This window comes from Microbulbifer sp. NBRC 101763 (assembly GCF_040371615.1).
Lineage (GTDB): Bacteria > Pseudomonadota > Gammaproteobacteria > Pseudomonadales > Cellvibrionaceae > Microbulbifer > Microbulbifer variabilis.
In genome coordinates this window covers 51,239-70,562 of the sequence record NZ_BAABQV010000010.1, presented here as the reverse complement: position 1 = coordinate 70,562, position 19,324 = coordinate 51,239, and the positions used below count along the sequence as shown (strand labels likewise).

The window sequence follows — 19,324 nt, the reverse complement described above, 5'->3', positions numbered from 1 at the left end:
GCTCTCGGAGGGAATCAACTGTTGCCAGGTTTTGGATGTAAATTTTCCGGCGGTTTATTTTCGTTGTTAATATTGGCCCGTTTACCATTGCGAAGTTTTAGCAAACCACTACTAGCGATAATATCTCCCTCTTGAAGTCCCTGCACAATTTCCACCATATCTCCGCGCTCCTCACCCGTCTTCACAAAGCGCTTATTCGCGATTAACTCTCCGCTTGCATCATCTTTTTCCAAAACAAAAACTGACACCCCATAAGGTGCAAAAACCAAAGATGTTCGGGGTACGGCCAAAACCCGTCGACTCGCATCAATTTCTACTGAGACTTGGGCAAACATGCCCGGGCGCAAGTGTTTTTTTGGATTGTCTAGGGTTGCCTGAATAAGGAAATTGCGACTGGCATTATCTACGCGAGGGTCAACAGCGGTGATTTTCCCACGATAGGTATTACCGGGGAATGCATCTGTAGTCAGGTAAATCGGCAACCCCGCCTTAACCATTGAATATTTTTGCTCTGGCAGAGAAAAGTCCACAAAGATAGGATTCAGCTGTTGCAGGGAAACTACCGCCTCACCGGGACTGACATTTTCACCCAAGTCGATACGGCGAATACCGAGCACACCACTGAAAGGTGCCACCACACGGCGCTGATCAACCCTAGCTCGCTGTACTTGAATATTGGCAATTACCTGATCCAAAGTACTCTGAGCACTATCCAGATCTGCTTCAGTAGTAACTCCACGCTTGGTTAAGGTTTTAATACGGACATAATTGCGCCGTGCAAGACGTAACTCTGCATCCAGCACCTTTAACTGAGCTTTTTCCGGTTCAGCAAAAATTTCTACCAGAAGATCTCCACCATGCACAAATTGTCCTGACTTAAAATGAATGGCGCTGACGACACCCTCAGCCTCAGTAGTGACTTCGACGCCATTTACCGCGCGAACTGTTCCAACTCCACTCAGATCCTCACGCCAGTTCTGGATTTGTGCAGTGGCGGAGGTGACGGTAGCCACCGGTAGAGACATGGTGTCGAGAAACTGATTCATCATGTAGCGGCCAAAAAACTTATAAGCAAAAATACCGCCAAACAATAGTAAGCATCCCAGCAGCATTAATACCATGCGTTTACTGATAATGTACCCCCGATCACTCAACAGAAAATGCCATAGATCGATGAGTCAGGAGAATTCAGGCGAGAACAACCCCGATCTTTATCGGACCACAAAGTTTAGTTTATAAAGAAAATACGATAAGTGCCGCTAGGCCCTCGCCTCATGGCACGCGAAAACAGCCTAAGAGAATTTAAAGAGGAGAAAAGACGTCAGGCTGCACGGTAAGTATGTGGCGCCAGCTATCGCTGGCGCCATCGCGATCAAATAACTAATGAAAGACGGCCTTATCACCCTCAACATCAGCGTGAATGGTAGCACCGGGCGCAAATTTTCCAGCCAATACATCCTGTGCCAGGGGATTTTCCAGCCACATCTGGATAGCTCGCTTGAGTGGACGCGCACCGTAAACCGGGTCAAAACCAACTTCCGCCAGTTTATCCAGTAGCGCCTCGGATACCTCCAGCTTCAAGTCACGCTCGCTGAGGCGGCGACATAGTTGCCTCAGCTGAATCTCCGCAATAGAACGTACTTCCCCTTTGTCGAGAGGGTGGAAAACCACAACCTCATCGATACGGTTGATGAACTCTGGACGGAAATGATTGCTAACCACCTCCATCACTGCATTTTTCATCTGGCGATAGCGAATCTCCGCATCTAGGTCGTCGCCATTTTCAGCCGTTGCATACTTCTGTATTAGGTCAGAACCCAGGTTGGAGGTCATCACCACCACAGTGTTGCGAAAATCCACAGTGCGGCCCTGACCATCGGTCAGGCGACCATCATCAAGGACCTGAAGAAGAATATTAAATACATCCGGATGAGCCTTCTCCACCTCGTCTAGCAGAACCACCGAATAAGGCTTGCGACGCACCGCCTCGGTTAAATAACCGCCCTCTTCATAGCCAACATAACCTGGAGGCGCACCAATCAAGCGTGCGACGGAGTGTTTCTCCATAAACTCCGACATATCAATCCGCACCATCGCATCCTCTGTATCGAATAGAAATTGCGCCAGCGCTTTACAGAGTTCGGTTTTACCCACCCCGGTAGGCCCTAAGAACAAGAAGGAACCATTCGGGCGATTGGGATCCGCCAAGCCCGCGCGGGATCGGCGAACCGCATTGGCGACAGCATCTACCGCTTCAGCTTGTCCAATAACCCGTTTATGCAGCGCATCCTCCATGCGCAACAGTTTTTCCCGTTCGCCCTCCAGCATTTTCGAAACTGGAATACCTGTCCAGCGTGAAACCACTTCAGCCACTTCTTCATCGGTAACCCGGTTGCGTAGCAGGCGCGGCTCTTCTGCTGCCTCATGGGTAGCAGCAGACTTTAGCTGTTGTTCAAGTTGTGGAATCACGCCGTACTGCAATTCCGACATACGCGTTAAATCACCGGCACGTCGTGCAGACTCCATATCCAGCTTGGCCTGCTCTAGCTTTTCTTTAAGGTCGTGACTACCTGCGAGCTGGGCTTTTTCCGCTTTCCACACCTCCTCCAAGTCGGAGTATTCTTTCTCCAGTTGAAGAATTTCTTCCTCCAGCTTTGCCAGGCGCTTTTTAGTGGCCTCATCGCCCTTGTCTTTTTTGACCGCCTCACGCTCAATCTTAAGCTGGATCAGACGGCGCTCAAGCTTATCCATCGCCTCCGGCTTGGAATCAATTTCCATACGTATACGACTTGCCGCTTCATCTATTAAATCGATCGCCTTGTCTGGTAACTGGCGATCGGTGATATAGCGCTGGGATAATTTGGTCGCGGCAATAATTGCAGAGTCAGTAATATCGACACCATGATGCACCTCATAGCGTTCTTTCAGGCCACGAAGAATTGCAATGGTATCTTCCTCTGTAGGCTCATCCACCAATACTTTCTGGAAACGGCGCTCAAGCGCCGCATCTTTTTCAATGTATTGACGGTATTCATCCAGGGTGGTGGCGCCGACACAATGCAGCTCACCACGAGCCAGTGCCGGCTTGAGCATATTACCGGCATCCATGGCGCCCTCTGCCTTTCCAGCGCCAACCATGGTGTGCAACTCATCAATAAATAAAATAATACGCCCTTCCTGCTTGGATAGCTCATTCAGGACGGCCTTGAGGCGTTCCTCAAACTCCCCGCGAAATTTGGCTCCCGCAAGCAGTGCACCCAAGTCCAGGGAAAGCAGGCGCTTGTCCTTCAGGCCCTCCGGTACTTCGCCATTTACAATACGCTGTGCAAGCCCCTCCACAATGGCCGTTTTCCCTACTCCAGGCTCACCAATCAATACCGGGTTGTTCTTGGTGCGGCGCTGTAACACCTGGATAGTTCGACGAATTTCATCATCGCGCCCAATTACTGGATCAAGCTTGCCAGCCAGTGCACGCTCCGTCAGGTCGAGAGTATATTTATCCAGCGCTTGGCGCGCCTCCTCCGCATTGGGATCATCCACTTTTTCATCGCCGCGCACTTTCTGAATCGCCGCCTCTAACTGTTTCTTGTCGCCATTAGCATTGAGAATTTTAGAAATTTCCCCTGCAGCGGAGTCGAAAGCTGCAAGTAAGACCGTTTCACTGGATATAAATGTATCGCCATTTTGTTGCGCCTTTTTATCGGTTAGGTTCATCAGGCGCATCAGTTCCTGAGACATGCCCACATCCCCAGTTGGGGAGCTGATAGTTGGCAGATTATCTAGTCTCTTGGCCAAGTCATTGCGCAGGCCATTTAAGTTAAAACCGGCCTGGGATAAAAATGCCGGGACACTGCCATTATTCTGGTTGAGTAGTGCAAGAATTAAATGTTCCGGATAAATCTGGTTGTGGTCCCGTCCCACAGCCATGGATTGTGCATCAGCAAAAGCTGCTTGCAGTGGGTTTGTCATCCGATCAATTCGCATGAATACAACCTCTCCTACTTAGGGATCTTATATAGCTTTGCGTCAATAACGCCCGGTTGGCGTTACGCATTCAGTGTAGTGTTGGCTATTAAAATAGGGGCGAGGGAAAGGTTTTCAATGATTTAAATCAAACAGCAAGAAGTTTCGATTAATTTCCTAAGGGGGAGTAATTATTTCTTTGTAAGCTCGGCATTTGTCAGTCGGTACCCCTTGAAAAGAACCAAGCGCACCCTCATATGAGCCAGCCCAATAATTAGCTGCACCTTAGGTTATGAGCAGCATTAATTATCCGCCAGCCAGATTAGTGAGGCCATACGCCCGGTAGTCTTCTCCCTACGATAGGAATAGAAGTATTCAGGTTCTTTCACCGTGCAGCGCTCACCACCGTAGATATGCCCGACACCAAGCCCCTTTAGCTCAGCCCGAGCCAAACCATAAATATCCGCAAGAAAATGTAATGGCTTTTTTACATGAGGTTGAAAGCAGCGGGCAATAGCCTCGGTATGCTCACCACCCTGGGCATTTTCAAAAAAGGCCTCCAGGACATCCACCCCAGTCTCAAAGGCCTCAGGACCAATCGCAGGCCCCAGCCACACCAATAGCTCTGCGGGATCGCAATCCAAGGCAGTTATCGTATTGCGTAAAATGCCCCCAGCCAGCCCGCGCCAACCTGCATGGGCCGCTGCCACTCGGGTGCCTGCTTTGTCACAGATAAGTACGGGAAGGCAGTCGGCGGTGAGCACCGCACAAACAATTTCACTTTTCAGGCTAAAGCTGGCATCGGCAGTCCGCACAAGCCCATCCCCCTGAGCGTCTACCACCCTGTCGCTGTGGATTTGTTCAAGCCATTGTGGTTCACCCGGCAACTCCAGCTGATCACACAGTAGCCCGCGGTTAGCCAAAACTGCTGACTCACTGTCACCAACATGCGCTGCAAGATTAAAAGAGGTATGGGGCCCCGAACTGTACCCACCTGATCGCAAGGTAGAGAATGCTCTCACCCTGGCAGGGGCCGGCCATACTGGACTCAGGTAATGATCACTGGACATGGTATATCTGCTCTGCCTGGGCAATAGGAGCCGAACTCTAAAGCCCCGACTCCTTTTCTAGTGGAAGTTTGTGCTGCTACTGACCTAGTAAGTATTCTGTCCAAGTAGGTCGAGTAGGGCCAGCATATCCTCAGGCATAGAGGCGCGCCAGTGCATTTCCTCACCCGACTGGGGATGGATGAGTGCGAGCTCCGCCGCATGCAGGGCCTGTCGGGGAAAGCCCTGTAAGGCGCCAATCAGCTCAGTGGGCGCCTCTGGTGGCAACTTTGGCCTACCCCCATATAGCGGGTCACCCACCAGTGGGTGACGAATATGAGCCATATGCACCCGGATTTGATGGGTGCGTCCAGTTTCCAGCTTGCAACGCAATAGTGTATGCACTCGGAAACGTTGCTGAATTTGGTAATGGGTAATGGCCTCCTTGCCACCAAAGTCCAGCACAGCCATTTTCAGGCGGTTTTGCCGGTGGCGTCCTATTGCAGCATCGACACGCCCCGCACCGGTAATTATTCCTTGCACCAAAGCATCATATTGACGACTGACCGTTCTTTGTTTTAGCTGGTCTACAAGGCTAGCTTGCGCCAACAGGGTCTTGGCCACGACCATCAAGCCACTAGTGTCCTTGTCGAGACGATGCACGATCCCCGCCCGGGGAATCCTCTCCTGAGAGGGACAGTGATGCAAAAGACCGTTTAACAGGGTGCCATCGGGATTTCCGGCAGCCGGATGTACTACCATCCCTGCAGGCTTATTGATGACCATAAGGCTGTCATCTTCATAAACAATGCTCAGATCCATGGGTTCGGCGCTCCAGGCGCCTTGAACCTCAAGTTCAGCGTGAAGACTAAGCCGCTCACCGCCAAATAGCTTATCCTTGGGCTTGGCAGGGGCACCATTTACGGTGAGTTGACCGCCCTTAATCCAAGATTGCAAACGCGCACGGGAGTAATCGGGAATTAATTCGGCTGCTATCTGGTCTAATCTTCGACCAGCCAAATTGGCCGGAACTTCAATATCGAGGTTTAGGTGGTCATTCATTAAACAATTGCAAATACTTTGGGCAGCACCGCGACTGTGGTTAAATGTCCGACGCGCCAGATTAATCTTGGCGGGTAGTTTAATAAGGTAGAGTGTAAGAATGATAGAGCGAAGGGCTATGCAGACCTGGAAAATGCTGTGGCTGGCCTTGGTGTCCGCAATATTGGTTGCCTGCGCCAGCACTGACGACTCAGAAGAGGGCTTGCCTAGCGGCAACCGTACAGAGCAGGCCTTCTACGAGGCAGCGCAGCGGCAGCTGCGCACCAGCCAGTGGGACCTGGCGATCAAGAACCTGCGCGCCCTGGAAGATAACTTCCCTTTCGGCAACTATGCGGAACAGGCCCAGTTGGAGCTAATCTACGCCTACTACCGCAATTATGAGAACGATGCGGCTATCGCCGCCGCAGATCGCTTTATCCGCCTTCATCCCCAGCATCGCAATGTCGATTACGCCTACTATATGAAGGGGCTATCTTCCTTTACCGAGGGCACCGGACTGTTCGAGCGCTTTATGCCGACAGACCTGACCAATCGCGACCCCGGCTCTGCACGTGAGTCCTTCGCCTATTTCTCACAGCTGATGGCCCGTTATCCGGAGAGCCGCTACGCCGCAGATGCGCAAAAACGCATGATCCATCTGCGCAATCTGCTGGCTCGCTATGAAATCCATGTAGCCAACTATTATTTCAAGCGTGGAGCCTACCTCGCAGCCGCCAACCGCGGCCGCTATGTAGTGGAAAACTTCCAGCAGACCCCTGCGGTACCGGACGCCCTTGCGGTGATGGTACAGGGGTATAACCTCATGGAGATGCCGGAGTTAGAGGCCAACGCCTTGAGCGTTATGCGCAACAACTACCCAGATCACCCAGCCTTTAATGAAGATGGCTCCTTTAACTACAACTTCTACAAGGGTGCTAGTGGCCGTAGCTTGGTGCATCGGGTAACCCTGGGCCTTTTCGAGAAATCAGACCCAGAGGGCTTTGATAGCCGCGAAATGTACAACCCCGAATACAATCGTGGAGAGGCCCCCCTACCTCCAGAGCTGCTGTAGGTATGCTCCACAACTAAGAACGGCGCCAATCGGCGCCGTTTTACTTTCTAAAACAAGTTATTCGCCGGCCTTCCAGCCATTCGTGATTGGATAGCGACGATCCCGCCCAAAGCCTCGCTCCGAGATCCGTACCCCCACAGCAGCCTGACGGCGCTTGTACTCATTGCGTGCTACAAGGCGCACAACCCGCTCAACTTCACTCCGTTGGAAACCACGACGGATGATTTCCTCAGCACTCAAATCCTGATCGACATACAGATTGAGAATCTGATCCAGGACTTCATAAGGAGGTAGGCTGTCTGAGTCTATCTGATCTGGTGCCAGCTCTGCACTGGGTGGGCGCGTGATCACTGTCTCTGGTATCACCTCTGATACCGTATTTCGATAGCGAGAAAGCTCAAATACCAGCACCTTGGGCACGTCTTTAAGGGCATTAAAGCCCCCAACCATATCGCCATACAGCGTCGCATACCCAACGGCCATCTCACTCTTATTGCCGGTAGTCAGCACCATGGCCCCCTTCTTATTGGAAATGGCCATCAGCAGCACACCGCGGGAGCGAGCCTGCAGGTTTTCCTCCGTGGTATCTCTCTCACTACCGGCAAACTCTTCCGATAAAGCCCCCATAAACGCGTCAAAAATAAGCTCAATACCGATCTCTCGGTAATGCACCCCAAGGCGCTGGGCCTGATCGGCAGCATCATTCTTACTGAGATCAGAAGTGTAATGGAAAGGCATCATAACCGCTTCCACTCGCTCTTTACCTAAGGCATCCACTGCCACCGCCAGAGTCAGCGCTGAATCAATCCCCCCCGAGAGCCCCAGTACCACGCCATTAAAGCCATTTTTATTGACGTAATCCCGCACTCCAAGTACCAAGGCCTGATAGACTGCTGCCAGATCATCCAGGGGGGGGGCATTATCTCCTGGTAGTAATGTAACCCTTCCACTTTGTTCGGAGGCCGACACCGGCAATAGTTGCTCCGCAAACTCCTCAGCCCTGGCGCAGACTTCTCCCCGACAATCTATAGCTATTGAGCCACCATCAAACACCAGTTCATCCTGGCCACCGCACCAGTTCACGTATACGATTGGGACTTGCGCCACACGCGCCTGTTTGGAAAGCAACTCCAAGCGTTGCTGGGCTTTGCCACGATGAAAAGGAGACGCATTGATATTCAGCATCACTTTTGCACCTGCCTCAACAGCCTGCTGAATCGGTTCAGGGTGCCAAATATCCTCACAGATACTGACCCCAACAGGTATACCCTCAATTTCAACGACACATGGCTTATCGCCCTTGGTGAAATAGCGTTTCTCATCAAATACTTGGTAGTTGGGTAACTTTTGCTTGGCATATTCCGCAACAATTTCGCCCTTACTCACCAGGCCCGCCATATTAAATATCTTTCCATCCCGGTATCGCGGATAACCTACCAAGATGGCACAGGGCAGCTGGGCCGTTTTCAGTTGTTCCAGCGCAGCCTCAATGCGTATCTGCATGCTGGGGCGCAGAAGTAAATCCTCTGGTGAATAGCCGCATAAGGTCAGCTCCGGAAATAGGACCAGATCGGCCCCAAGCTCTCGATGAGCCTTACGTGCCACCTCAATCACATTTGCGGTGTTGCCGGGAATATCCCCTACGAGAGAATTGATTTGTGCCAGCACTAGCTGCAAAGTAGACATTATTAAACCTCGGACAATACAGGCCGCCATTGTAACCTCTGTAGCGGAGCAACAGCAGCGGCTCAACACAACAACAATACCGGGAAATCACTTTGAGTAGTCCCTCCTCCGTCAGCAATACTCTCACCCTCCAGCACCATGAGCTATTGCGTATCTGCGCTATTTATCGCCTGGCAATTGCACTTGTGCTGCTGGGGGTTTTCTATTCTGATATTGGCGCCGGAGCGCTGGGTGCTCATCTGCCAGGCCTATTTCTTTACACAATAGCGATCTACACCCTTCTCAACTTCAGCTGGCTGGTCTTCTTACGCCAAAACGCCTATCAAGTAGGGGGCGGTCAGATTGAGATGATCCTTGGCTGCGATATCCTGGTATTTTTGTTGCTCATCGAGGCCAGTGGCGGTCTCAGCTCCGGTCTCGGTTATCTACTACTCGTTAATTGCTCCATCGGTTCTATTCTTCTCGACCGTCGAATGAGCGCCTTCTTCGCCGCAATCGCCAGCCTGGGGGTATTGGGTTTACAACTCTACAACCTAATGTCCGGGCAAGGCACAACCAAAGATATTGTCGCCGCGGGAGGCCTCGGCATACTGCTTTTTGCGACTGTTAGCGCACTCCAATATCTCTCCGCGCGTATACGCAGTGCGAATCTGCGCGCTGATCAGCAAAGCCGACAAGCAGCACACCTGCAACGGCTGGCACAACAGATTATCGAACGCATGGGGACAGGGGTACTGGTGATGGGCCCCACCAGCCAACCCGAACTTATTAACAGGGCTGCACGTCAACTTTTGGGCTGCCACCTACATTCAGAGAAGGAAAAATCTGATGCATTACGCCAAGCGATCCGAGACTGGCGTAACAATGGCAGTACCAGTAGCACTTTACTGCAGTCAGAAACTGGTAATGAAGTACAACTCAATTTTACCAACCTTCAGCATGACAGCGGTTGCAGTACGCTGGTATTCGTTGAAGACAATCGCAAATTGGCCGAGGCTGCCCAAAAACTCAAACTCGCTTCTCTAGGACACCTTACAGCTTCTATCGCTCACGAGGTGCGCAACCCTCTCTCCGCCATCAGCCATGCAGCACAGTTGCTATCAGAGTCCCCACAATTGCGCGAAGAGGATCATTACCTGACCGACATCATTTGCCGGCAAAGTCAGCGAGTAAACCAAATCATCGAAAATGTAATGCAGCTATCACGCAGGCAAGCAGGGGCACCGCAAGAACATAACTTGGCTACCTGGTTGCAACAGTTTATCCAGGACTTTAGTGCCGGTACCAAAAGTGGAGACCAAGTACAGCTGGAGCTTCCTGAGCAAGTACTTTCAGCGCGGTTTGACGCGGCTCAACTTACTCAGGTGATGACCAACCTCACAGATAATGCCCTTCACCACTCCCAAATAGCCACCGGCAAGCGATTCGCAGTAGTCAGTGCTCAATACAACCAAGAACGTGCCTGTACCCAAATAGATGTTAAGGACAGTGGCCCAGGTGTGCCCGAAGAACATAAATCAAAGATTTACGAGCCATTCTTCACCAACGGTAGTGGTGGTAGTGGACTGGGACTATATATTGCGAAAGAACTGTGTGAGACAAATAAGGCGAGCTTGTATCATTGCCGCAGCGATGACGACAAGAGCTGCTTTAGAGTTGAATTTGCTCACTAAATAAGTGTGACTTGATCTTACTCAGAATTTTTTCACAAAGTTTCGACGATTATTCGCAAAGAATTTCTGCCATAATCAGAACCGGCGCCCTTGCCTCTAATATCAACAAAACAAGAAAAGACAGGGAATTGATGCTACCTCTGGCCCTGGTTGTCGATGACGAACCGGATATTTGCAAGCTGCTCACCCTCACTTTGCAGCGCATGAACGTGGACTGCCATACCGCAGCCAATCTCGTGCAAGCAAAGAAATTACTTACAGAAAATCGTTACGATTTTTGCCTTACAGACCTTCGCCTACCTGACGGTGACGGTCTACAGTTGGTTGAGCATATTCAAACTGGGATACACTGCGAATTGCCCGTAGCCGTTATCACCGCACATGGCAACATGGATACTGCAATCAAGGCACTAAAACTCGGGGCATTCGACTTTGTCAGTAAGCCCGTAGACCTTGAACGACTGCGTAACCTCGCCCAACTGGCCCTACGACTGAATCAGGACCAGGTACGAAACACCAATCAAAATAACGTCAGCGAGCACTTGCTTTTGGGTGAAGCTGAGAATATGCGTAGACTACGAGAGCAAATCGCTAAAGTAGCTCGTAGCGATGCACCGGTCTACATCAGTGGCGAATCTGGTTCTGGTAAAGAGCTGGTTGCTCGTGCAATTCATGCCCAAGGAGCTCGAGCAGATAAGCCGTTTGTACCCATCAACTGTGGCGCTGTACCTAAAGAATTGATGGAGAGCGAGTTTTTCGGTCATAAGAAGGGCAGCTTCACCGGAGCCCATAAAGATAAATTAGGTCTACTACAAAGTGCTCAAGGTGGTACTTTGTTTTTAGATGAGGTTGCAGACTTACCACTTGAAATGCAGGTCAAACTACTGCGCGCGATACAAGAAAAGCGCATTCGACCTATTGGTGCAAGCCAGGAAGTTCCCATTGATATACGTATTCTCAGTGCAACTCATAAAGACCTTGGCAAAGAAGTAAATGAAGGAAGATTTCGTAACGACTTATACTATCGCATCAATGTAATTGAAATCTCAACACCACCCCTGAGAGAACATTTAGAAGATATCCCGCTGCTAGTAGACGTAACAATGCAGCGCATTGCTAGTGACTCTGGAATCCGCCAACCAAAAGTAGCCCCTGAAGCAATAGCTTTATTACAGAGTTACACTTTCCCTGGGAATGTTCGTCAACTGGAAAATATCTTGGAACGGGCTTTTGCACTATGTGATGAACAGGAAATCTGTAGCCGTGACTTATTCCTAGAACACGATAAAAAAGCCTCTAAACATGAAGATTTCACTGCCAATTTAGAAACACCTAAAAACTCAGGCACCCCTCAAAACGCAGGATACTTTAATCCTAGTCTTTACTCATCTCTAGATGAGTTTCTTCAAAACATTGAAAAAGAGGCTATTGAAACAGCTTTGATAAAAACTCGCTGGAACCGGACTGCTGCTGCAAAAAAACTCGGTATTAGCTTTAGATCCCTACGCTATCGTTTAAAAAAGCTCGGACTTGAAAGTTAAATTCTCAATAGTTAAATGGTCGTGCTGTAATCAAATGTAATTGGTTTTTATCTATTCCACGGTATTCTAGTGCAAGCTCAAGAGCGAGAAGCTTGCACCATGAAAAAGGCCGCGGGATTTACCCTCTCAGAGTTACTCATTACCCTGACTATATTAGCTATTGTTACCACAATGGCGCTCCCCTCATTTACTGATTTTATAAAACGCTATAAAAGTAAAACCAAACAATTTGAATTATTTGAACTATTGATATTAATGCGCTCTAAAGCCTACTATGAGAAAATCAGCTACACGCTCTGCCCACTTGGGCAAAGTAAAGAATGTGGCGATAATTGGTCTAATGGTGCGTTATTGTTTCCTGATCATAATGGCAATGGCTCCATAGATCAGGGGGAAAGCATTGAAAGGAGATATGAGCCTATAGAAAATGGAGCTTCGCTCAACTGGAATGCCTTTAACAATAAAGGCTACCTAATCTTTAAACCAAATGGCGAAACACCCTCTCAAAGTGGAAACTTCTCCTATTGCCCCGCCATCGGTGGAGCAGAATATGGATGGATCATTATCCTCAATACTATCGGCCGCCCCTATTTTGCAAAAGATAGGGACGGCGATGGCATAGTGGAAAATGGCAGTAGGAAAAATCTGACCTGCCCTCAAAACTGATCAGCAGGTTTTGCTCCAGCAAGAATCTTTCGAGTCAATCCCATCATTATCTCGATCCCAAGTCCTTTGACCACTTGAGCTAAGCAATAGAACTCCATCATCGGCTTGACCAGATATGGGAGTGGCCGTAAGGATATAAGTACTAGGATCAGTCCCAACTGTAATTGTCAGGTTATACTTTGGGCTCCCCCCATCCAAAGGTACCTGTGCGGGAAATATCCCTGGAGTACCATCGTCTCCTCCACCATTTGCAGCTCCGGCATAACTTCCATTCTGGGTATAGTGTTTCTCCATCGCCTGTGCCAACCCCATCAATGCACCCTGCGCATCTGCCCTGCTGGCCGTGCGAACATGGTCGACATAAGAAGGCCAAGCAATTCCAGCTAATATCGCGATTATCGCCACTACAATCATCAACTCAATAAGAGTAAACCCTGACTGTCTCTTCATAGTTTCAAGTTACCATAATAATTTAAATTTTCCCGGCAGTACTGGGGCGCACTCATAATTGGTCATTAGCCTTAAAAGGGAGTAACTTCTTCCCAGGACAAGCGTCCAATGCGGCCACCACCCAAGGCCACAACTGGTCGGACATAATTGTCACCATTACTATCCGGAGTAATTTCAAGGACCCCATCGCCAGTTGGGATGTAGCTAGATGTATTAGGAGCCGCATTAGATCTGAACTCACCAGCGTACCCATAATCATTCTTGTCAATAACGCCATCATTATTAGCATCGTAAACCGCCTCAGGGGGGACCAAGCCTCCCCAGAGGTCAACCGACATCAACCAGCCACTACCACCCGCCGCACAAACTTGGCCGCTGGGAATCATCGTATTGAAAAAGATTACATGCCCCAGCAATGCGGGCTGGGCAATTACTCGCTCCCCGCCTTCTAAACTATTTCCAGCCTCAAGTGAAATGTACCAGCCTGATGTTTTATCCCAGTCAATTTCATCGCCAACTATCTTACGCTGACGAATACCACCAAAAGTCTCTTCTTTTAGAGTACGATCAATTAAATTTGACTTGGTAAGACCATATTTACCATTGTCCGACACCGCATAAAAACCACCCGGATTAATGTCAGCAGTATCGGTATCCACCAAATATTGTCCTGTGCCGAATGCCACCAGTAATCCCGGTCCTGTCTCATCTTTGATATTTCTCGCCACAACCGGTGTAGTGGTTATCGCCTCTCGTTGATCATTAGTACTAGGAGCTACACTAAATAGTGGCTTTGGTGTTCCCCCCTCCTTTTCTACTGACCACGAATTTTCATTTGAACTTGAAACGTCAAAAGCCCACAGATTTCCATGTAGATCGCCGGCATAAATTCGGTCTACAGTACCGTCCAAATTTGTGTCAATTATTGCTGGAGTAGACATACCATTTATATCGGATACTGAGCCTGAGCCCGTAGAAAGGTAAGCATATTTACTGGTTGTGCTACCAGGGCCATCTAGGCCATCAAGGTAAACAATAAAGATTCCCGCATCTCCTGTCGCACTATTGTAACCATTACCAAATATAGCTGCCCACTCACCGTTAGGCATCCTGCCTATTTGAGCACGGCTATAGGTATAGCCAAGATTACTATCATCCTCATCTGAGAACTCCCACATCACTATTTTCTCAGCATTTTGCTCTGTGAAAGCACTTGGGTCAGTTACATTTAGTGCATAATAACCTTTGCCACCGGCGCCTAGGCCCCCTACTAAGACCGTCTGCCAACTCTCACTAGCGCCGTCACTGATATATACATCCGAAACAGTCGGAGTGCCATCTACATAAAACCGGTGGTTATAATATTGAGAGGTCAGCGGATGAAGGCCCTCATTATCATCTGTACTCAATAAAATTGACGGAGAATATGCAATAAGTTCCTTGCCTGCATCCGGTATATTCACAGTATCCACACTAGCATTGAAGCCATGGAGAAAGCCATCATTAGCGCCTACATATACCACTGGTGTACGATTTTTATGGGCCGCAATAAATGCTGAATAAGCCGATTTTCCGGGGAAGGATGCATAGGACCACTTTCCATCAGGAGCCCCTACATAAACCGGGGTGGAATTCACAATATCCCCCAGGCGGCTATCACGCTCTCTAAAGTCTCCTTCCCCAACACCTTCCTTAGAGCGGTCTCCACGCAGGTAATCAATTCTATCTGAGACTCTGCCATCATCCACAGCATCACTAATGTAACTATTGAGGGTTAGATCCAGTGCGTGATCTGTACCAGAGGTGCCAACTCCCGCAGCAGTAAAAGGCACACCCTTGTTGTCTTGGTAAGTCAGTATTACTCTAGTATTAATATCTGAAATCGAATCGAGAATGGAACTGGCTTCCCAAATAGGATCATCTGATAAGTTACCAGAAGTATCTATATCCCAGGCTGATAGTTCTCCATTCCATTTTCCACTATTATATTTAGCCCCAAATACTGCGGACCCACTTTCAATAACTGTGGAGTTCAAAGCTACTGCACTTGAGCTACCAACTATAGAGCGGACATCTTTAAATATTTGGTTAAATGTAAGTTGCAATTCGGCGGCATTATCTGCAGAGTAGACTTTTCCTTTCCCTCCTTTCCCTAATTTTCCTGAATTAATCATTTCTTTGGAGTCATCCAAGCCTTGGTTAGCAAACCCTATCAAGTAACTTGTGATATTATTTATCTCTGGTTTGCCATCAGGCTTTATCAAATCCGGACGCAAATCAATATCATAGAGGGCTTTGACCACGTCATCCATTTGCTGTGATGTTGTACAAGTCTCAGCTGTACAAGTTGTATCATAATCTTTTAAATGAGAGCTAATACTATTGTCTGAAGTCGGCGCCCCATCAGTAAGGGCGACCATAAAACTTTTTTGACAATAGTATTGGACAGCAGAACTCTCTACTTGATTAGTAGGTTTATCCACTCCATTCCAGTTTATAATCGTACTCGTGTTCCCATTATTATTTGTTGATCCAGAAAAAATATCTGAGGCCGACGCTGTCTTCGCATTACCAGGTGAAGCCTCATAAGATAATTCAGATCCTTCGTAACCAGATATAAAATATCGCCCCACACCCGTAAAAGTCTCGGCAAGAGGTGTATTTCCACTCGCCCCAACATCTGCCACAACATCAAGAATATCTTGGCTATTATCGTCGGTGAGGCTTGTCAGCCCCATCAATAATTTTCCACCATGGTTTCCATTAAACTGCATTAAACCTATACGCACGCCTTCCAACCCAGAAATTAGATTCTGAGCAGCAGTCTTCATTATGTCAGTACGGCGTATATCTAATTTAGACCGTCTAGCCTCACCATCATCAGTGATAAATTTTGCAGCTGTAAAACCACCAGTTTCTCTGTCTTCAGAAAAAAACCAGTTTAAAAAATGGCCACTCGCATAATCTTTATTAAACCCATTTGGAATCTTATAGTCAGCAGCATCTACACCAACACTGAAATAAGTACTATTATTTCCTCCTCCAGCTGCATATAGCCATGCGGTATACTGCTCATCTTCATCAAAGCAATCGCCATTAGTATCCCACGTACGCCAATCACCCGTTGCGATTACAGAACCGTTATATCGCTCTACTAATCGAAACTGAACATTACCACTGCTTACATTTACACGATATTCAACCTCATCATAATGTCGAGTGGAATAACTTCCATTACTATGCCGATATGTATATTCTGTTGAGACAGGATTATTACAATTAAAACTTGAAGGGTTACTGGCACTGTAACCATCTGCAGGAAGAACCATTTCTTCCATAGATCCCGAGGAATCTAATACAAACATAATATTGGGCTCAGCCGACCCCCGCGAGTACAAAGGTACATCAGATAGCTCCCCTGGCGCAGCAGATGAATGTGTTGCCAATATCATAAAAAAGGCGGCACTTAATGAACGCAATGGGAAATATTGTTTTTTTTGATTTTTTATTTTCACAGCAAAGTCCTCAAAACTCTTTTCCATATAAAGTAACAATAATCCTCTCGGTACCGCTGTTACCTACCCCGCGACTGACGATCTTAAATACTTCGACAATGGTTTCCTCACCACCGGTTTGCCCCACACCAATATTAATATCACCAACGTTATCACTTGAGGCCAACCCGAATCTTTCGATATACATCCGCCCTTTCATTTTTTTTCCATTGGAATCAAGCATGTAAACTTCTCTGGCAATGGAATTACTGTTTTCCCAGGTTTCCTCTGCAAATATATCTTCAGGGCCCTCACCCTCATTATGCTGCCAGGCGGCTGCCCCAAAATCGCTACTTTTACCAAGCGCGTTTATTTCTTGCTCGCCAAAACGAGCCATGGATTCGGCAACTTCCAGAGCGACTTTCGCATCTCGTGAAGCCGAGGTCATTCGCTCCCCCATCAAAACCCCACGAGCTCCAGAAATACCAATTAACGTTAAAACCAAAAGAATAATCAGGCTGACCATCAGCACTGCACCTTGCTGATTCTTTATTATCCCCATTACATGCTTCCTCTATTACGTACCTTGACCGTAGCAACATACAATTTGCGCAGCAGACCATCATCGTATTCTTTTTTACTACCATCCAGGCGTGTAATAGTCTGCTTATCGACCCCAGCGACACTATCACTAGATACCAATAACTCTATTTTTATTGCAGTTACTTCAGCCATGCTTATAACATCATTAGCAGTCTGCCACTGATTAACGATACCGTTACCATTAGTATCTACACCATATGAAACCTGCATATCATCTATTCCGGGGACGAGCTCCTGAACATTTCCAGCCTCATCCCTCATAAATAAAGAATTAGTATTCAAAGAATTAGTATTCTGAGCACCTGAGGCGATAAAAAACACTTTTTCATAAGGGGTAAGAATTTTTGAATCAACCCCATACTCCTCTTTGAAAACTATTCCAGCTGGATAATTCAGTTTTTTATGGCCAGCTGTTTCAGTAGTACTCGTAACAGTAAATACACTTCCAGATTTACAGTTTGACACTATGACGATATCGTTATTTTTAATTGGGCAACTATCACTAACAACAATATCCCCTTTATCTGTACCATTTAGCATTCGCCCTTCTCCAGCGCATGCATCTTCAGCGCCACTAAGAGTCAAAACGTCCGTTCCCTCGATAACTGCGATATTTTCAACCTTAGTATTAGTGGCAACATTGTCCTGACCAGCCACGCCAATATCATCTCCACCAATACTTGAATAAAATTTATCTGCAGAAGCAGACAAATTTTCTATATTTTTATTTTCAGCACATCCCCAAAAGTCGGCTTGGCGAATTTCTTTGCTGAGCATATCAACTGCAAAACGCCCACTTTCCTGCACTCTTGAAAAGCCATTCTGCATACGCAATGTATCGCTGTTGCTCTGGAAGATCTGCAGGACACCAAGTAGTAATAAAGAGCCTAATAAAATACCAATCATCAGCTCAATCAATGAAAGACCTCGCTGCGATATAAATAAATTCATAATTTACAGCTCCACGCTCATTTCAAAAATCGCATCATCTAAATCAGCTTTACTACCAGCATAATCTTCCCCTGTATGCTGTTCCTTCCAATTGATAGTTACCGTAACTTGCCCCCCGTTACTTACAATTTCCCCTGTCGCGCTGGGTAGGTTATTGGAAAGTAATAATCCCCACTCATATAAATCCAAGCCTGCCAGCTGTGAGGGTTGACAGCCACTACTGCAATCTGGGGAACTACCAACACTCGAACCTATATCGGAACTATCATAATCCCCCGACTTAAAGCCGGTGGGATTAGCTCTCATCCGCTCAATAATTTCCTGTGCTGCCAGAGCTGCCATATAACGATGATGCGAACCATTACCATTTTTTAGACTCATCATTTGGGTCGAGGCTAATCCCAACAAACCAATTGCGAGAACTAAAACAGATACCAGAACTTCAATTAATGTTGCGCCGTTTTGTTTATGCATTGGCAGACCCTCCGCTGCAGTCAGCAGACTTTATTAGTCGTAATGCCCCAGAAGCTAATAGCTCCAATTGGCGACCATAATCTCCTTTTCGATCATCACAAAGACTAAGCATTAATGGGCTTACCAAGCTACTCTCACCTCGGGCATTAAATGAAAAAGCTACATTTTTCAACGCACCGCTATTTAACTCTGCGGCAAGCGTGATCATTGCTGGATCAACTTCCAAAACCCGCAACTCCGTGTCACCGCTGCCAAAAGCACCATTCCCATCAACATCAATCCAGACTCTGAGGCCATCTTTTACATCACCATCAATTGCCGATACCTGAACTGCACCTCTATGCCGCACAGCTTCAGAACGTGCATATTGCAAAGTACTACTCAAGTCATTTGTCATTGTTGACATACGATTGTTATCTATAAGCGTGCTAAAGGACGGAACTCCAACGGCGACAATTATGCCTAGCACAGTAACTACAACCATCAGCTCAATCAGGGTGAAACCCTGCATTCCTTCAGGATTATTCATGCTGCTTTACCTTTAAAAACAGGCTTGTGGCCCAGTAGAATCGATAATTTCAATACCAGTAGCTCGCTTCAATTAATAAAGACAAACCGCATCGACTACACACGGCTACACCACTCTAGGCATGTATTACCTTAC

At 47.7% G+C, this 19,324-nt stretch carries 15 protein-coding genes; 4 read left to right on the top strand and 11 right to left on the bottom strand.

From position 1 onward, the window contains the following. Positions 1–14 precede the first annotated feature (14 nt). The 4 genes from ABWV76_RS20980 to rluD all read right to left on the bottom strand — a co-directional run bounded on the left by ABWV76_RS20980 (position 15) and on the right by rluD (position 6,071). Positions 15–1,154: an efflux RND transporter periplasmic adaptor subunit gene (locus ABWV76_RS20980; RefSeq protein ID WP_353377141.1), complete on the bottom strand. Its 1,140-nt coding sequence runs from the start codon at positions 1,152–1,154 to the stop codon at positions 15–17. A 226-nt stretch (positions 1,155–1,380) separates the two neighbouring features. Next, positions 1,381–3,984, bottom strand: a complete 2,604-nt coding sequence (gene clpB / locus ABWV76_RS20975) for an ATP-dependent chaperone ClpB (protein ID WP_020411456.1) — start codon at positions 3,982–3,984, stop codon at positions 1,381–1,383. A 281-nt stretch (positions 3,985–4,265) separates the two neighbouring features. Continuing rightward, positions 4,266–5,033, bottom strand: coding sequence for a peptidoglycan editing factor PgeF (gene pgeF / locus ABWV76_RS20970; RefSeq protein ID WP_020411455.1), 768 nt, complete (start codon positions 5,031–5,033; stop codon positions 4,266–4,268). Between the two features lie 84 nt (positions 5,034–5,117). After that, entirely contained in the window at positions 5,118–6,071 is a 954-nt protein-coding gene (rluD, locus tag ABWV76_RS20965; protein WP_353377140.1) for a 23S rRNA pseudouridine(1911/1915/1917) synthase RluD, read from the bottom strand. A 100-nt stretch (positions 6,072–6,171) separates the two neighbouring features. Here rluD and ABWV76_RS20960 point away from each other — a divergent pair, with 100 nt between their 5' ends. Further along, positions 6,172–7,122, top strand: coding sequence for an outer membrane protein assembly factor BamD (locus tag ABWV76_RS20960; RefSeq protein ID WP_051089458.1), 951 nt, complete (start codon positions 6,172–6,174; stop codon positions 7,120–7,122). 57 nt (positions 7,123–7,179) lie between these two features. Here the strand turns inward: ABWV76_RS20960 and ABWV76_RS20955 are convergent, their stop codons facing one another. Continuing rightward, a complete protein-coding gene (locus tag ABWV76_RS20955; RefSeq protein WP_353377139.1) occupies positions 7,180–8,808 on the bottom strand; it encodes an NAD+ synthase in 1,629 nt (542 codons plus the stop codon). Positions 8,809–8,900: 92 nt separating this feature from the next. On the opposite strand from ABWV76_RS20955, the gene ABWV76_RS20950 reads away from it, so the two are divergent. The 3 genes from ABWV76_RS20950 to ABWV76_RS20940 all read left to right on the top strand — a co-directional run bounded on the left by ABWV76_RS20950 (position 8,901) and on the right by ABWV76_RS20940 (position 12,688). Next, positions 8,901–10,481 (top strand): two-component system sensor histidine kinase NtrB, encoded by a 1,581-nt coding sequence (locus ABWV76_RS20950; RefSeq protein ID WP_353377138.1) that lies wholly within the window; start codon positions 8,901–8,903, stop codon positions 10,479–10,481. Positions 10,482–10,612: 131 nt separating this feature from the next. Then, positions 10,613–12,022: a sigma-54-dependent transcriptional regulator gene (locus ABWV76_RS20945; protein ID WP_353377143.1), complete on the top strand. Its 1,410-nt coding sequence runs from the start codon at positions 10,613–10,615 to the stop codon at positions 12,020–12,022. Between the two features lie 99 nt (positions 12,023–12,121). After that, positions 12,122–12,688 carry a GspH/FimT family pseudopilin gene (locus tag ABWV76_RS20940; RefSeq protein ID WP_026304889.1) on the top strand — a complete coding sequence of 189 codons (567 nt, stop codon included), beginning with the start codon at positions 12,122–12,124 and terminating at the stop codon, positions 12,686–12,688. Here ABWV76_RS20940 and ABWV76_RS20935 read toward each other — a convergent pair whose 3' ends face one another. The 6 genes from ABWV76_RS20935 to ABWV76_RS20910 all read right to left on the bottom strand — a co-directional run bounded on the left by ABWV76_RS20935 (position 12,689) and on the right by ABWV76_RS20910 (position 19,189). Then, the gene (locus tag ABWV76_RS20935; RefSeq protein WP_020411448.1) at positions 12,689–13,138 is read right to left on the bottom strand and encodes a type IV pilin protein; all 450 of its coding nucleotides are present in this window, start codon (positions 13,136–13,138) and stop codon (positions 12,689–12,691) included. It lies immediately after the preceding gene. Positions 13,139–13,209: 71 nt separating this feature from the next. Beyond that, a complete protein-coding gene (locus ABWV76_RS20930) occupies positions 13,210–16,680 on the bottom strand; it encodes a pilus assembly protein (RefSeq protein WP_353377137.1) in 3,471 nt (1,156 codons plus the stop codon). Then, the gene (locus ABWV76_RS20925) at positions 16,664–17,194 is read right to left on the bottom strand and encodes a pilus assembly PilX family protein (RefSeq protein ID WP_353377136.1); all 531 of its coding nucleotides are present in this window, start codon (positions 17,192–17,194) and stop codon (positions 16,664–16,666) included. Before ABWV76_RS20925 ends, ABWV76_RS20930 begins: the two co-directional genes overlap by 17 nt. Continuing rightward, entirely contained in the window at positions 17,194–18,186 is a 993-nt protein-coding gene (locus ABWV76_RS20920; RefSeq protein ID WP_353377135.1) for a PilW family protein, read from the bottom strand. The genes ABWV76_RS20925 and ABWV76_RS20920 overlap by 1 nt, the downstream gene beginning before the upstream one ends. A 3-nt stretch (positions 18,187–18,189) precedes the next feature. Next, on the bottom strand, positions 18,190–18,660 hold the full coding sequence (pilV, locus tag ABWV76_RS20915; RefSeq protein WP_353377134.1) for a type IV pilus modification protein PilV: 471 nt from the start codon (positions 18,658–18,660) through the stop codon (positions 18,190–18,192). Beyond that, the gene (locus tag ABWV76_RS20910) at positions 18,653–19,189 is read right to left on the bottom strand and encodes a GspH/FimT family pseudopilin (protein ID WP_353377133.1); all 537 of its coding nucleotides are present in this window, start codon (positions 19,187–19,189) and stop codon (positions 18,653–18,655) included. Before ABWV76_RS20910 ends, pilV begins: the two co-directional genes overlap by 8 nt. Positions 19,190–19,324: the final 135 nt, after the last annotated feature.

Excerpts from the sequence above, each read along its gene's own strand:
- clpB (WP_020411456.1), bottom strand. The coding sequence starts at position 3,984 with ATGCGAATTGATCGGATGACAAACCCACTGCAAGCAGCTTTTGCTGAT.
- pgeF (WP_020411455.1), bottom strand. The coding sequence starts at position 5,033 with ATGTCCAGTGATCATTACCTGAGTCCAGTATGGCCGGCCCCTGCCAGG.
- rluD (WP_353377140.1), bottom strand. The coding sequence starts at position 6,071 with ATGAATGACCACCTAAACCTCGATATTGAAGTTCCGGCCAATTTGGCT.
- ABWV76_RS20960 (WP_051089458.1), top strand. The coding sequence starts at position 6,172 with ATGATAGAGCGAAGGGCTATGCAGACCTGGAAAATGCTGTGGCTGGCC.
- ABWV76_RS20955 (WP_353377139.1), bottom strand. The coding sequence starts at position 8,808 with ATGTCTACTTTGCAGCTAGTGCTGGCACAAATCAATTCTCTCGTAGGG.
- ABWV76_RS20945 (WP_353377143.1), top strand. The coding sequence starts at position 10,613 with ATGCTACCTCTGGCCCTGGTTGTCGATGACGAACCGGATATTTGCAAG.
- ABWV76_RS20940 (WP_026304889.1), top strand. The coding sequence starts at position 12,122 with ATGAAAAAGGCCGCGGGATTTACCCTCTCAGAGTTACTCATTACCCTG.
- ABWV76_RS20935 (WP_020411448.1), bottom strand. The coding sequence starts at position 13,138 with ATGAAGAGACAGTCAGGGTTTACTCTTATTGAGTTGATGATTGTAGTG.
- ABWV76_RS20930 (WP_353377137.1), bottom strand. The coding sequence starts at position 16,680 with ATGGAAAAGAGTTTTGAGGACTTTGCTGTGAAAATAAAAAATCAAAAA.
- ABWV76_RS20925 (WP_353377136.1), bottom strand. The coding sequence starts at position 17,194 with ATGGGGATAATAAAGAATCAGCAAGGTGCAGTGCTGATGGTCAGCCTG.
- ABWV76_RS20920 (WP_353377135.1), bottom strand. The coding sequence starts at position 18,186 with ATGAATTTATTTATATCGCAGCGAGGTCTTTCATTGATTGAGCTGATG.
- pilV (WP_353377134.1), bottom strand. The coding sequence starts at position 18,660 with ATGCATAAACAAAACGGCGCAACATTAATTGAAGTTCTGGTATCTGTT.
- ABWV76_RS20910 (WP_353377133.1), bottom strand. The coding sequence starts at position 19,189 with ATGAATAATCCTGAAGGAATGCAGGGTTTCACCCTGATTGAGCTGATG.